This window comes from Moraxella caprae DSM 19149, assembly GCF_000426885.1.
GTDB lineage: Bacteria > Pseudomonadota > Gammaproteobacteria > Pseudomonadales > Moraxellaceae > Moraxella > Moraxella caprae.
This window is the reverse complement of sequence record NZ_AUGF01000012.1, coordinates 1-13,914: the sequence shown is the minus strand read 5'-3', so window position 1 is coordinate 13,914 and position 13,914 is coordinate 1. Positions and strand designations below refer to the sequence as shown.

At 43.5% G+C, this 13,914-nt stretch carries 12 protein-coding genes, 2 pseudogenes and 1 riboswitch; of the genes and pseudogenes, 9 read left to right on the top strand and 5 right to left on the bottom strand.

The window, feature by feature from the left end; translation table 11 throughout:
* The first annotated feature begins 203 nt into the window (after positions 1-203).
* The 7 genes from K941_RS16355 to K941_RS14805 all read left to right on the top strand — a co-directional run bounded on the left by K941_RS16355 (position 204) and on the right by K941_RS14805 (position 9,523).
* The gene (locus tag K941_RS16355) at positions 204-1,010 is read left to right on the top strand and encodes a Hint domain-containing protein (protein ID WP_228130368.1); all 807 of its coding nucleotides are present in this window, start codon (positions 204-206) and stop codon (positions 1,008-1,010) included.
* Between the two features lie 254 nt (positions 1,011-1,264).
* Positions 1,265-1,366: riboswitch (TPP riboswitch) on the top strand.
* A gap of 123 nt (positions 1,367-1,489) precedes the next feature.
* Complete coding sequence (locus K941_RS14810; protein WP_051225894.1) at positions 1,490-2,521, top strand: ABC transporter substrate-binding protein; 1,032 nt, start codon at positions 1,490-1,492, stop codon at positions 2,519-2,521.
* 89 nt (positions 2,522-2,610) lie between these two features.
* Positions 2,611-3,087: a hypothetical protein gene (locus K941_RS0105080; protein WP_029102759.1), complete on the top strand. Its 477-nt coding sequence runs from the start codon at positions 2,611-2,613 to the stop codon at positions 3,085-3,087.
* Between the two features lie 32 nt (positions 3,088-3,119).
* Positions 3,120-3,848, top strand: coding sequence for an ABC transporter ATP-binding protein (locus K941_RS0105075; RefSeq protein WP_029102758.1), 729 nt, complete (start codon positions 3,120-3,122; stop codon positions 3,846-3,848).
* 192 nt (positions 3,849-4,040) lie between these two features.
* The gene (locus K941_RS0105070; RefSeq protein ID WP_029102757.1) at positions 4,041-5,891 is read left to right on the top strand and encodes an ABC transporter ATP-binding protein; all 1,851 of its coding nucleotides are present in this window, start codon (positions 4,041-4,043) and stop codon (positions 5,889-5,891) included.
* Between the two features lie 166 nt (positions 5,892-6,057).
* Complete coding sequence (locus K941_RS0105065; protein ID WP_029102756.1) at positions 6,058-6,906, top strand: tetratricopeptide repeat protein; 849 nt, start codon at positions 6,058-6,060, stop codon at positions 6,904-6,906.
* Between the two features lie 100 nt (positions 6,907-7,006).
* Entirely contained in the window at positions 7,007-9,523 is a 2,517-nt protein-coding gene (locus K941_RS14805; RefSeq protein WP_051225893.1) for a lipase family alpha/beta hydrolase, read from the top strand.
* 96 nt (positions 9,524-9,619) lie between these two features.
* On the opposite strand, the gene K941_RS0105055 is transcribed toward K941_RS14805, so the two are convergent.
* The 5 genes and pseudogenes from K941_RS0105055 to K941_RS16785 form a co-directional block, all read right to left on the bottom strand.
* Positions 9,620-10,423, bottom strand: coding sequence for a UDP-2,3-diacylglucosamine diphosphatase (locus tag K941_RS0105055; protein WP_029102755.1), 804 nt, complete (start codon positions 10,421-10,423; stop codon positions 9,620-9,622).
* Positions 10,424-10,489: 66 nt separating this feature from the next.
* Positions 10,490-10,999, bottom strand: a complete 510-nt coding sequence (locus tag K941_RS0105050) for a peptidylprolyl isomerase (RefSeq protein ID WP_029102754.1) — start codon at positions 10,997-10,999, stop codon at positions 10,490-10,492.
* Between the two features lie 58 nt (positions 11,000-11,057).
* Positions 11,058-11,316, bottom strand: a pseudogene (locus K941_RS14800) (Txe/YoeB family addiction module toxin).
* Positions 11,309-11,560: a type II toxin-antitoxin system Phd/YefM family antitoxin gene (locus K941_RS0105040; RefSeq protein WP_029102753.1), complete on the bottom strand. Its 252-nt coding sequence runs from the start codon at positions 11,558-11,560 to the stop codon at positions 11,309-11,311. The pseudogene K941_RS14800 and the gene K941_RS0105040 overlap by 8 nt, the downstream one beginning before the upstream one ends.
* Positions 11,561-11,609: 49 nt before the next feature.
* Positions 11,610-11,981, bottom strand: coding sequence for an SMI1/KNR4 family protein (locus tag K941_RS16785; RefSeq protein WP_167539587.1), 372 nt, complete (start codon positions 11,979-11,981; stop codon positions 11,610-11,612).
* Here K941_RS16785 and K941_RS0105030 point away from each other — a divergent pair.
* Together K941_RS0105030 and K941_RS14790 are read left to right on the top strand one after the other, a co-directional pair.
* Entirely contained in the window at positions 11,959-12,573 is a 615-nt protein-coding gene (locus K941_RS0105030; protein ID WP_029102751.1) for an IS607 family transposase, read from the top strand. The two genes, K941_RS16785 and K941_RS0105030, sit on opposite strands and share 23 nt — an antisense overlap.
* Positions 12,570-13,758, top strand: a pseudogene (locus K941_RS14790) (RNA-guided endonuclease InsQ/TnpB family protein). The gene K941_RS0105030 and the pseudogene K941_RS14790 overlap by 4 nt, the downstream one beginning before the upstream one ends.
* Positions 13,759-13,914 lie beyond the last annotated feature (156 nt).

The following is a 13,914-nucleotide window of genomic DNA, read 5'->3' as shown; positions in this document are numbered from 1 at the left end:
TTTATCAATTGATGGATAATATAAATTTTAAAACCAAAACTTGACAAAATTTTATCCTTATTTTATACTATAAAAATAATCGGGTAATTTATTTAAAATGCGTTATTATTTTAAATGGTATAAGCGGTAATAATATGCGTGGCATATATTCTATTACCCATAATTTAACAAAGGGCAACATTGGTTTTTGGAGAATGTGATGTATATACAAACAGAACAACAGACAAAAAAATAATACCCAGTCACAAACCATGGGGTGTTTTGTGGGTGGTACCTTGGTAAAAACAGGCGATGGCTACTGGAAACCCATTAAGGACATTCAAGTGGGCGATATGGTCATGTCAATGCCGGAAAACGGTATTGGTAAACCAGTTCCCAAGCGAGTCATCAATACTTTCCAATACGAAAATAAAGAAATATGGTATGTGGGCACGACTCGACTAGATAACTCGGGGTTCATTACTGAAAATTTTGCTGTTACACCCAATCACCCCTTTATGGTGTATGGCTATGTCAATAACACAACCAAGTTCTTTGATTACCTTGAACGAGATGACGGTACCACCTATTATGATGAACCAAGATGGACACGAGTAGACCAATTGCGTATGGGAGATATTTTAATCAACTCATCAGGCAACTATTATGTCGTGGCTTGTGTTAAACCTTTCTATAAGTCTAAATTGGATAAGTATGCTTGGTTACAACGCGGGCAAATTATGGGTGGATGGCAAGGCTCATTAGAGGGGGCAATAGCAAATCCCAACTCCTTTGATTTATTTGGACAAATCTATATTAGCGATAACCATACTCGAACAAACGAGATAGAGCCATTGCCCGAAAATGAAGTGATGGCAACGCCCTATTATAACCGTGATGGTTTTACAGGAACAATGGTCAAAGGGATTGCTTATCCTGCTTATACCACGACTGTTTATAATATTGAAGTTGAAGATTATCATACTTATTTTGCGGGAAGAACTGGAATTTTAGTGCACGATATGCATTGATAAAGTTTTGTTATGTGGTATTTTTTGTATTTTTAATGATATATAGATATCAAAATTTTATTATGATGAATAAATTTGCCAATAAAAACTTTAAAGCGTAAGGTGCGTATCACGCACCTTTTTTATATTAAGGTTTTTGTGTTGGTGCGTATTACGCACCTTGCAAATTTTATTTGTTTTAAAAATGGTATTTTTATTAAAAATTTTATTAAAAAGTAAAAACTTGACAACCATTCTATTTTATTTTATAATTAAAACATTAGTCGGGGTGCTTTATTTTTTTTAAATAACGCTGAGATGATACCCGTGAACCTGATACAGTTAATGCTGGCGTAGGAAACTATGATGATTTTGCAAACTGGTTTTAAGATTGGTTTAAAAACTTGTTTTGGTGCGGTAAACGCCAAGATTGGCTGTGTTGTTTTTTATTTTTTGCCTTTGGGTGTTTGACACTTAAAGGTTTTTTTATGGAGCAAACAATGCACTTAACTTTCAATGGCGTGGCGTTTAAACATTTGGGCTTGGCAATGGGATTTTGCGTGGTGTTGGTAGGGTGTGGCGACAACAAACCTGCCCAAACCCAAACAGACACTAAAACCCAAACCGCCCCCACAGGCGAAAAAAATAAACCATTAGAAGAGCTTATCATCGCCCTTGACTGGGTGCCAAATACCAACCACACAGGGCTGTATGTGGCGTTGGAAAATGGCTATTTTAAAAATCAAGGCTTTGATGTCAAAATCGTCCAGCCGTCCGAAGACAGTGCGTCCACGCTGGTGGCGAACAATCGTGCCGATTTGGGCGTGTATTTTCAGCCGAACATGGTCAAACGCCTAAATAAAGGCGAGCCGATTGTGGCGGTGGCAACCATTGTCCAGCACAACAACGCAGGGCTGTTGTCGCTCAAATCTTTGGGAGCAAGTACGCCCAAAGACCTGCACGGCAAACGCTATTCCACTTGGGAAGACCCTGTGGACGATGCGACCGTTGCCGAAATCGTGGGCGAGCCATTGCACAAAATCCCCGGGGAGAGTACGGACGCCACCACCGCCCTAAAAATGAACCAATTTGACTATATTTTGGCGTATTATAGCTGGGACGGCATTCACGCAGGGCTAAAAGGCGAGCCGACCAACTTTTTTTATTTAAAAGACCACAACCCTGACTTTGACTATTATTCGCCTGTGCTGATTGCCAATACAGGCAAGGTGGGCGAAAACCCCGAACGCTACAAAAAAGCCCTAACCGCCATCAAAGAAGGCTACACCTATTCTGCCCAAAACCCTGCCCAATCTGCCGAAATCCTTATCAAACACGCCCCCGAAACCAATAAAGAGTTGGCAATGGCAAGCCAAGAATTTATGTCCAAGCAATATCTGGACGACAAGGGCGACTGGGGCAAAATTGACCCTGTGCGTTGGGATAAGTTTTTTGAATGGGTGAATGCCAAACAATTGACCGATAAACCGATAGAAAAAGGGGCAGGGTTAAATACAACGCTGTTGCCTTGATTTTGATTGGGATAATTGCAATTTGCCCAATAATGGAATAAAGGTGTGAAATTCGCATCTTTATTTAAAATAATAGAAAATCTTTTAAAATGAAATTATCCAAAAAAGATGGGTTAAAGTTTTTTGCTTTTATGATTGCAATGATTATGCTCATTGTAATAACAGGGTTTGATTTGATTTTTTCATTGCCTTTAATGGTAATTTATCTTATTCTATTTTATTTTGATAAAAGCACACCACAACACCAAAGTAAAACAAAAATTATCTCTTATTTGGCGTTGTTGTTTTTGGTTATTTTTGGCAAATCTTTGTTGGGGTCTATTTTTAAAGATAACATTCATCAAGTTTGTGGAATATTGCTTAAAAATGACTTTGAATTTTTTGATAGGCTTATTTTTAACCCACCTAATACCTTAATTCAAAAAGATACTCAAACGCTAGAATTTCGCTCTTTTAGTACAAATATTCCTATCAATTCCCAAGTGTATGTTAATTATATAGAAAGTGATAATACAATTTGGTTGTTTAATGATTATGTATTGGATATTAAACAATCAGAAAATTAACTTTCACCCCCAATTTATCTCAATTTTAAAAAATGTCCAAACTTATTCTAAACAATCTCCACCATTCCTTTGAAAACAAACCCTTATTTAATGGTTTGTCTTTGTCTGTTGGCACAGGCGAAGTAGTGGCGATTGTCGGGGCAAGTGGCGTGGGCAAGACGACTTTGTTTAATATCGCCTCTGGGCTGATTGCCCCAAGCGATGGGCGGGTAGCCATTGATGGCGTGGATAGGACGGGGCAGGCAGGCTTTGTTGGCTATATGCTCCAAAAGGATTTGCTGTTGCCCTTTAAAAGGGTCTATGACAACATTGCCCTACCTTTGACCTTACAAAACCTGCCAAAATCCGCCATTCATGACAAAATCATGCCTCTACTACCTGCCTTTGGGCTTGATGAGCTACACCATAAATACCCCGCCCAGCTCTCAGGCGGACAACGTCAGCGAGTGGCACTGCTTCGCACTTATCTGAGTAATGACAGTCTTATGCTCTTAGATGAGCCATTTTCGGCACTGGATTTTGTAACCAAAAATCAGATGTATGAATGGTTTGGGGCGTTTCAAAAAGACAAGGAACTGACCTGCCTAATCATCACGCATGACATTGATGAAGCGATTTATTTGGCAGATGAATTGTATGTATTAAAGGGGCTTCCTGCCACACTTGCCCATCATTTTGTCATTGATAAATCATCTGATTTTTTGCAAAGTGTAGAATACTTAAATCTAAAACAAGATGTGCTTAGGGCGATACAGGGTTAAGTGGTTGCATGGATTTAAATACCCCAATAAACACCGAGCCCACACCAAATTAAATTCTATTCTTGCTTTCCATTTTTAAAAACGTATTTTAAAAATTTTGATATTGAATAATAGCCCCACAAACCCCACATTACACCTTTGGCAATTTGCCCAATTTGCTACTTTTTCTTTCATAATTTATAAATAATAACCATGTCTTTATTTCGCTACTTTGAAAACCGCCTAAACCCCTACCCCGACAGTCCGATGCCTACTCCCGACCCCAGTCAGCGTGGGTTTTTTGGGTTTTTGTGGGCGTGTACCGAAGGGGCGAGATTTTGGGTTGGGGTGCGTATTGTTTTATCAATATTGCTTGGCATATTTAGCTCGCTGTTATTTGCATGGGCGGGCGATGTCGTGGACTGGCTGACCGTCTACACCCCCGAGACTCTATGGCAAGAAAAGGGGGCGACCATTACGCTGATTTTGGGGCTGTGTGTGCTGTCCATTTTTGGCGAATTTATCGATAACTTAATCCGCTTTCAAGTATTGCAGGGGGTCATGCCGATGCGACTGCGGTGGTGGTTTCATAAGCACATGCTTGGACAGTCCATGCAGTTTTATCATGATGAGTTCTCAGGGCGTGTCTCTGCTAAAGTCATGCAAACCGCCCTATCGGTGCGTGATACGATTATGACGATGGCAGAGATGGTGTCGTTTGTCGTGGCGTATTTGGTCACCAGTGGTGTGATTTTATTAGGGCTAGACATTTGGCTGTTTTTGCCGTTTGTGGCGTGGCTGATTTGTGTGGCGTGTATGATGAAATTTTTCTTGCCCCGCCTGCGTGAGACCGCCAGTAACCAAGCCGACGCTCGTGCCTTGATGACAGGACGTGTGACTGATGCTTATGCCAACATCAGTGCGGTCAAGCTGTTTAGCCACTCCAACCGTGAACTATCCTATGCCAAATCCGCCATGAGCGAGTTCATGACTACCGTCCACGCCCAGATGCGGTGGGTGTCCATCCTAGGGACGACGACCGAGACGCTCTCGCTTATCATGATAGTCGGCAGTACCACCATCGGCGTGTATCTGTGGATGATGGGCGAAGTGACCGTGGGGGCGATTGCGGTGGCAAGTGGTATCGCCCTGCGTCTTAAAGGCATGATTCAGTGGATTATGTGGGAGATGGCAAGCCTGTTTGAGCATATCGGCACGGTACAGGACGGCATGAGAACACTAACCACGCCCCACACCATCACGGATAGGGCTGATGCTGGTGAGCTTGTGGTGGCGCGGGGAGAGATTGCGTTTAAGGACGTGACCTTTAACTACGGGCGTGGCGAAGACAGAACTGCCCTATTTGACAAGTTCAACCTAGCCATTCAAGCAGGCGAGAAAATCGGTCTGGTCGGTCGCTCAGGGGCGGGCAAGTCTAGCCTTGTCAATCTACTACTGCGTTTTTATGACGTGGACGGGGGCAGTATCAGCATTGATGGGCAGGACATCAGTGCCGTCACTCAGACATCGCTCCGCCAAAACATCGGCATGGTCACCCAAGACACCGCTCTGCTGCACCGCACCGTGCGTGAGAACATCGCCTATGGCAGACCTGATGCGACCGATGACGAAATCATCGCAGCGGCACGCCTTGCCCACGCATGGGATTTTATCCAAACCTTAGAAGACAAGCACGGCAATACAGGGCTTGACACCGAAGTGGGCGAACGTGGCGTGAAACTCTCAGGCGGTCAGCGTCAGCGTATCGCCATCGCTCGGGTCATGCTCAAAAACGCCCCCATCTTACTGCTTGATGAAGCGACATCTGCCCTAGACAGCGAAGTGGAACACGCCATCACCCAAAGCCTAGATGAGATGATGAAAGGCAAAACAGTCATCGCCATCGCTCACCGTCTCTCAACCATCGCCAGCCTTGATAAGCTTGTGGTGATGGACAAAGGCGAGATTATTGAGATGGGCAGTCATGACGAACTCATCGCCCAAGGCGGGATTTATGCTAACCTATGGGCAAGACAGTCGGGCGGATTTTTGGGCGAGATGTAGGCGTGCCTGCCCCAGTCAAACACACTTGGCTACACAGTGTAACACAACTGACAACCCTGTAACAATTTACCACTAAAACAGTGTCCAATACATATAGATGATTAAGGTAAATTTCTTATAATTTTTAAAATTTACCTTTATTTTAAGATTTTTAAAAGAGAACCCCATGAAAACCCCACCCTTTTACAAAGTAGCACTTAGCACCATCGCCTTGACCGCCCTACCTGCCATGGCTCAGCTAAACACAGCAGGCATCGCCCCTGCCATGCGTGGTGAGCTAACCACACCCATCTCCCATGCCAACGCTACCAACCTACTTAGTCAGTCTGTGGCAGGCGTGCCATCCATCAGTGCTAATATCTCTAACGTCAATCGCATTGCCACCGTTGTCATCAATGCCAACCAAAGCGGTAGCACTCGCCTTGATGTGAGCTTGATTGATGATTTTATTGATGATGTCGCCCCTAACGCTCGCCACTATCCACCAAATTTCCCCAATCGCACCGCCGAGTTTGTCACCAGCGAGAACATCAAATATCTCTCCGACTGGCTAGAACCTTATGCCAATGCCAATGACGCAAGCCTCGATGTCATCTTGCGTGCCGCCAAAATCAACGGCATGGCTCGCAACCTAAACATCGGCACTGACTACACTCAGCGTGCCAATAAATACATGGCAAAAGCCATCGCTTTGGCTCCTGATAACCCCGAAGCCAACTTCCTATACGGCATGATGATTAGTGAAGGTGGTGGCTTTATCGAAGGGCAAAAATACCTACAAAAAGCTGCCAGTCTTGGCTATCTAGAAGCCGAACAAAGTCTCGCCCAAGCCGAGCTACTGGCGGACAACCACGCAGGAGCATTATCTCGCCTAAAAGCCTTGCAAAGTCAGCATCCGACCAATGCTCAGATTGCCGAGCAGGTTCGTATCGTTGAAAATGGCGGTTATTATATTTGGAACATCAAAAACGACAACATCAACGTCAAGCCATTGCAATTAGCCAGTAATCAATAAATACTTGCTTAGACTTTTAAAAATAAATCCATCAAACATTCCTTTTGATGGATTTTTTATGTAAAATTATCGGGAAAATATCAATACAACAAGACCCCGTATGACCAAACTTACGCTAAGTACCCTAAGCCTTACCCTAACCCTTATTATCACAGGGTGTAGCACGCTTCACAAGCCCAAACAAATCCAATCCAAAATCATCGAAACACATCGTGCCAACATCACCACTCGCCCACAAATCAGTGCTGCGGCAAGCAGTATCTTACTGTCATCAGGTCTGACCCAAAATGAGTGCATGAATGCCTTTGATGACTGTTTGGACAAAGTCAAAGAAGTACTTGCCTTTGGCAATCCACAAGTTGCCGTCAATGACCGCCAGCACATCGCCAGACCCACCCTTGCCCTACTCTCTGAGTTATACTACACCAAAGCCCTAAGCCTTGGCGAGCAGGACGCTTGTCAAAGCCCAACCCGCCCACCGCTAGACCCCTATTATGCCAACGCTCCCCTATCCGCCAGCGAGCAAGCCGATAAGCAAAAGGAACGTCACGCCTGCCTATCTGCTAAGCGAGATGCCATTAAGGCAAGCATTAACCACAGCTATGCCTATCTGTTTTATGACAGCTTAACAGAACAAAAGACCACATTGCCCCTAGTCACCGAGAGCGACATCAAGGCTCAGGACTTGTACCATGTGGCGAGCAACGCCCTGATTGGCGAGCTGTACCAAGCCCAAAACGGGGCTTTTGCCGACGCTCATCAGCAGGGCTTTCATCTCACCCCCACCAGTGACTACGGTCATATTCTTGCCAACAGCTACCACAGCGATGACGTCACCGTCAATCTCTACCTTGCCCATGACCCTGACTACATGGCAAGTCTAGATGTAAGCTCACAAAATCAGCACCTGCTCTCCGACCTAGTCTCAGCTTATGACTCACGTTTGGCAGACCTAAATACCACCAGTAGCCGAGCAGGTCTGGGTGTGCCTTATGTGAGCGTGCTGCCTAATCGCCCAATGATTACCCTACGAGAGCTGGTTGGTCAAAACCAGCCCACCGAACCACGCATCAGTCACGCCACCGACAGCCCTACCGCTGACCCTGCCGATAATCCAACCGACAACCCCACCAATGACATCAAAGCAAATAACCCCCTGCTTAGCCAAGGCCCTGACAGCATCGCCAGTCGCATTCATCCCACAGGACACATACTCCTGACAGGCGTGGTCAAGCCCCAAGGCACGCACTTGCCTGACGTGCTGTCAGCAAACGTGCTAGACGTGCATTTTTTTAACCCTTATAAAACCAAAGACATTGAGATTTTGGGCAAAAATTACCCCCTATCGGCAAACTTCTCAGCAGGGTACGCCCTATGGCTTGCCGAGAACCAACTACAAGGTGTGGGCATTTTAAACATGCTAAACAAAAACACCACCACCCTGCCCCAACTGTTCATGTTAAAGCCCTACGACCCCAACCAAAAAGTCATCATCATGATACATGGCTTGGCGTCTAGCCCTGCCACATGGGTCAATCTCACCAACAATCTCTTTGCCGACCCCGTCCTGCGTGATAACTATCAAGTATGGCAAGTGTTCTACGCCACCAACCTGCCCATGCTCGAAAACCGCTACCAAATCCGTGAAGTCATCGACACCGCCTACACACTCATCGACCCCAACGGCACTCACCCTGCCAGCCAGCATAGCGTGATTATCGGGCATAGCATGGGTGGTATCATGGCAAGAATGCTTGTCTCCGATGATGATTTGTTACCCCGATTGGATGATTTGGGTAAATTGGATGATTTGGACAAATTGGTTGATGCTACGCATATAGACGGCATGGATAATGGCGACCTAAATAAAATCACCAACAACCAAACCCACCCCCATGACAATACCCTAATCAGACAGCTACTGACCGACACTTACCAAGAAGATTTTAACAACCGCTTTGCCCTGCATACCCTGCCACAAGTTGATACAGCAGTGTTTATCTCCGCCCCTTTTGCAGGCACGGACTATGCCGACCGCTGGTTTACCCGCTTTGCCCGCCGTGTCGTCCGTCTACCCCTAGACATCACCAAAACTGTGACTGGCACCATCATAAACAGCGGACAAGTGGACAGCACCCAGCTCCAAAACAGTGCCATCGGCTCACTCTACCTACAAAATGGACCAAGCCAGCTCTCCGACCAATCCGCCTTTATAAAACTTACCAAAGAGCTAACCATTAATGACAATGTCGCCTACCACACCATCATGGGCGACCGTGCTGGTAGTGCCGAGAGCTTGCAGGGTAATCTGGTCGGGCAAAATCTCTCTGACGGCATCGTCCCCTATGACAGCTCCCACCTAGACGGGGCAGTCAGCGAAACAGTCGTCACAGGCGGACACAACATTCACGAAAACCCCAAAACCATTTTACAATTACGCAAAATCCTACACGAGCATTTGGCACGTCACGGCAATCATAAGATAACAGATGTGGCAAATGACGAAAAAGACGAGCAAGACAGGAAAGATGGGCAAGATAAAGAAAGTGGGAAATCCACAACAGATGATATTAACGAAAAAAGCATTAAAGAAGAGATAAACGCCAATCTCAATTAATATGGCAATTTTTTTGATGATTGGGAGTTTTTTGAGACATAAGGGCAAATCATGTTTGTCCTTGATGGATTGCTGATATAACGTTAAAAATGGCGTTTATTTTACAAACCAATCAAACACCCAAAGCCCTACGCCATCACTGTCCACCGCCCCAATCACCGCTTGCACTTTGTCATCGATATACCGCCAATCGCCAAGTACCATGCGTTTTTTGTCGCCCAACGTATGCACGGCAGGACGGTGCGTGTGTCCGTGTAGCAGGATATCGCACGTTTTCATGGTTTTGGCGACCATATCGGAGTTTATGTCCATGATGGTGGCGGATTTTTGGTGTTTGTCGCTGTGGGATTTGGCTTTGATTTTGTGAGCAAGGCGTTGGCGGTAGGCGAGCGGTTGTTTTAAAATAAGCCACGAGATGACAGGATTTTGGATGATTTTGCGGTAACGCTGATACGCCTTATCATCGGTACATAGCCTGTCGCCATGTTCTAGGCGGATAGTTGTGCCATTTGAAAGTGTCAAAAAATGCAGCTCTTTGATAAGTGTGCCATGAAAGGTATCACACAGACGTTGGCGAATGGCAAAATCTCTGTTGCCGTGCATGACATAAATGGCGGTTTTTGTGGAGAGAGTTTTTAGGGTATTTAAAATGGGCGTTAAAAAATGCCGTGCTTTTTTGTCATTGGATAAGGTCAAATAATCATCATCGCCAATCCAACTGTCCAGCCAATCGCCCAAGATATAAAGGCTTTGCAAATTTGGCAAAACGTACAAATCCTTGATAAGTGCCAAAAACGCTTGATTTAGAGCAGGCGTGTCGCTTGATAAATGCAAGTCGCTAACAAATACCGTACTAATATCATGGGGGCGAGTGGTTAATAAATGGTCAAATTGTTGCATGGCAAGGCTTAAAATGATAAAAAAGGGCGAAAATGATTCGCCCTTACAGCCCAAAATAACGGCTAATTACTTAGAAATCACTTTGGCAGAGTTAATGACAATTGGCGTGGTTGGTACGTCTGAATGATAGCCATAACGCCCTGTGGGTACGCCTTTGATTTGGTTTACCACGTCCATGCCGTCTGTTACTTTACCAAACACCGCATAGCCCCAGCCTTGTGGTGTTGGGCTTGAATAATTCAAAAAGTCGTTGTTTTTGACGTTGATAAAAAATTGAGCGGTTGCTGAATGTGGGTCAGATGTACGAGCCATGGCGATTGTGCCAACGTCATTTTTTAGACCGTTGTCAGCTTCGTTTTTGATGGGGGTGCCGGTGCGTTTTTCGTTCATCTCGCTATCCATGCCACCGCCTTGAATCATAAAGCCGTCAATCACACGATGAAAAATCGTGCCATCATAATGACCGCTTTCGACATAGTCAAGGAAGTTTGCCACCGTAACAGGGGCTTTTTCGGCGTTAAGTTCAATAACAATCGCACCGTGTGTGGTGTCAAACTGTACAATAGGCATGTCCATAAGGATTCCTTATAAAAGTGAAAACTGGCGAGTATTATAGTAAAAATTTGATAAATTGTTAAGTCTCATAATGATGACGGCATGAAATGATAATGAGCGTTTTATTTTCATAACAATAAACCAAGCGGTTGACATCATCAATGTGTCTTGACCAATATCCTGTTAGGTTGTATTTTAATGGCTCGGGTTTGCCGATACCGTCAAAAAAGGTCTCGTCTGCAATCCTTAATCAAGGCATTAATACGTTTTATGGTTTTCTTATCTTGGCTTTGCCAATACAAATAATCCTCCCACGCCTCATCAAACCAGCTAATCATCAATCAAATCCCTTTGGATAAGTTGACGATTTTTTACCGCTTGCACGCCACGCATAAGGTGTTCGGCATTAGCAAGGTTGGACAACAGATAATCTGTTTCTTTAAAAGCATTATATTCATCAAGACTAATCACTACCGCAGAATTTTTGCCACGTTTAACAATCACAGGGGCATGGCTGTCTTGAACATAATCAAGGGCGGACGCTAGGTTTTGGCGGAATTCGCTATAATTCATCACTTGCATGATAGTCTCCTATATAGTAATATCATCAAAGGGTGTGCTCAGCACACCCTTACAAACCCGTGGTAAATATCAAGTTGGTTGGGTGTACATCAATAAAAAATTCACTGCCAAAACTGTCGTCAGCAAAGAACAATTTGCCATCTTTGACATTTATCAAACAATGTTGAATGTTATGCAATCCATACATATGATGAATAGATGTTTCATCATTGTTTAAACGGCATATTTTATTAATAGGTTTTGCTCCATTAAAGTTAAGAAGATACTCTTTATAATCTTCTGGCATTTTTATTGAAAATTTTCTTTCAAAACTTTCAATTTCTTTTATACTGCATGAGTCAAAAGGGCAAAAAACAGCTACTTGAAATCTACCTAAATCTACTCTATAATGTGTAATTATGAATAGATTGATTAGTATCAACGAAGCTTCCAAACAACTTGGCGTGTCCATCTCAACATTACGCAGATGGGACGAAAGTGGTGTGCTTGTTGCCGAAAGAACACCTAAAGGACACAGACGTTACGATATTAGTAAAATCAACCCAAACCTACTGCATGGCATAGGCAACAAAGACCGAAAAACCATTGCCTATGCACGAGTATCAAGCCACGACCAAAAGGACGATTTAGAGCGTCAAATCCAAGTTTTAGAACGCTACTGTGCCAAACAAGGCTGGACTTATGAGGTCATCAATGATTTAGGTTCTGGCATGAGCTACCATAAAAAAGGACTTAAACAACTGCTTGACGGCATATTAAACAATGAAATCGGCAGATTGGTTTTAACCCATAAAGACCGCCTATTACGCTTTGGTGCAGAACTTGTCTTTGCTATCTGTGAAGCAAGAAACGTTGAAGTTATCATCATCAATCAAGGTGAAAACCCATCCTTTGAAGAAGAGCTTGCTCAAGATGTGCTAGAAATCATTACGGTATTTTCCGCTCGTCTGTATGGTTCACGCAGTAAGAAAAATAAAAAAGTGTTAGAAGCTGTTAAGGCGGTGTTAGAATGACCGCCATTCGTGGGCACATCATTGAACTAAAACCCAATCACAAACAAGCCACTTATTTTAAAAAGGCTTGCGGGGTTGCAAGATTTGCTTATAATTGGGCATTGGCGGAGTGGAAAAGGCAATACGAACAAGATAAACAATATCGTGATGACTGTTTAGCAAAGAACCTACCCATTAACGAAAGCAAACTCAACAAACCCACACAAGGCAAATTAAGAAAACAGCTTAATGCCATCAAACGCACCCAGTTTCCCTTTATGCTGGAAATTACCAAATGCTCTCCCCAGCTTGCCATTATGCAACTAGGCGATGCCTTTAAACGCTTTTTTAAAGGCGAAAGCAAATACCCCCAATTTCGCAAAAAAGGTGTAAATGACCGTTTTAGCCTATCCAACGACCAATTTAAACTCAAAACCATCAATAACAAACCATACATTCAAATCCCAAATTTAGGTTTGGTAAGAATGCGTGAAAACTTACGCTTTGATGGCAAAATCCTATCCGCCAAAGTCTTTACAAAAGGTGGTAAATGGTTTGTGTCCATTGCGGTTGAACTGAACAATAACACACAAGCCAAACAACTTAAAACCAATCAAACTCTTAAAACAGGTAATGCTGTTGGCATTGATTTAGGCATTACCGACCTTGCCACACTTTCAACAGGAGAAAAGATACAAGCACCAAAACCTTTAAAGAATAAACTTAAAAAACTTCAAAGATTATCAAAACAACTTAGCCATAAACAAAAAGGCTCTAAAAATCGTGAAAAAGCGAAAACCAAGCTATCACGATTGCATTACAAAATCAGTTGTATCAGAAAAGACTTTTTGCACAAACTCACCACTGATTTGGTAAAACGATTTGATGTGATTTGTATTGAAAACCTAAATATCAAAGGTATGGTAAAAAAATCGCAAACTAAGCCGTGCTATCAATGATTTAGGGTTTTATGAACTTAAAAGGCAACTCATCTACAAAGCAAATCAATGGGGCAAGACAGTCAAAGAACTGGATAAGTTTTATCCCTCAAGCAAAACCTGCTCTTGTTGTGGTGTTAAGTTAGATGAATTACCTTTATCTGTTAGAAACTGGACTTGCCCCAACTGCAACACAAACCACGATAGGGACATCAACGCCAGTATCAACATTTTAAACAAAGCGGATAAGATTTTAACCTTATCTTAACAAAAATCTTGGCGGGTGAGTTCTATCCCCAATTTTAAAATGCCTATGGAGCTTATGTAAGACCTACGCCAAATGGCAAGGGCAACAAGCGATGAAGTAGGAAGAAAACGCTAAATTTGCCTTTGGGTAGATTTTGGTAGGTTTTTTGGAACGGTT

Excerpts from the sequence above, each read along its gene's own strand:
- K941_RS14810 (WP_051225894.1), top strand. The coding sequence starts at position 1,490 with ATGCACTTAACTTTCAATGGCGTGGCGTTTAAACATTTGGGCTTGGCA.
- K941_RS0105080 (WP_029102759.1), top strand. The coding sequence starts at position 2,611 with ATGAAATTATCCAAAAAAGATGGGTTAAAGTTTTTTGCTTTTATGATT.
- K941_RS0105075 (WP_029102758.1), top strand. The coding sequence starts at position 3,120 with ATGTCCAAACTTATTCTAAACAATCTCCACCATTCCTTTGAAAACAAA.
- K941_RS0105070 (WP_029102757.1), top strand. The coding sequence starts at position 4,041 with ATGTCTTTATTTCGCTACTTTGAAAACCGCCTAAACCCCTACCCCGAC.
- K941_RS0105065 (WP_029102756.1), top strand. The coding sequence starts at position 6,058 with ATGAAAACCCCACCCTTTTACAAAGTAGCACTTAGCACCATCGCCTTG.
- K941_RS14805 (WP_051225893.1), top strand. The coding sequence starts at position 7,007 with ATGACCAAACTTACGCTAAGTACCCTAAGCCTTACCCTAACCCTTATT.
- K941_RS0105055 (WP_029102755.1), bottom strand. The coding sequence starts at position 10,423 with ATGCAACAATTTGACCATTTATTAACCACTCGCCCCCATGATATTAGT.
- K941_RS0105050 (WP_029102754.1), bottom strand. The coding sequence starts at position 10,999 with ATGGACATGCCTATTGTACAGTTTGACACCACACACGGTGCGATTGTT.
- K941_RS0105040 (WP_029102753.1), bottom strand. The coding sequence starts at position 11,560 with ATGCAAGTGATGAATTATAGCGAATTCCGCCAAAACCTAGCGTCCGCC.
- K941_RS0105030 (WP_029102751.1), top strand. The coding sequence starts at position 11,959 with ATGAATAGATTGATTAGTATCAACGAAGCTTCCAAACAACTTGGCGTG.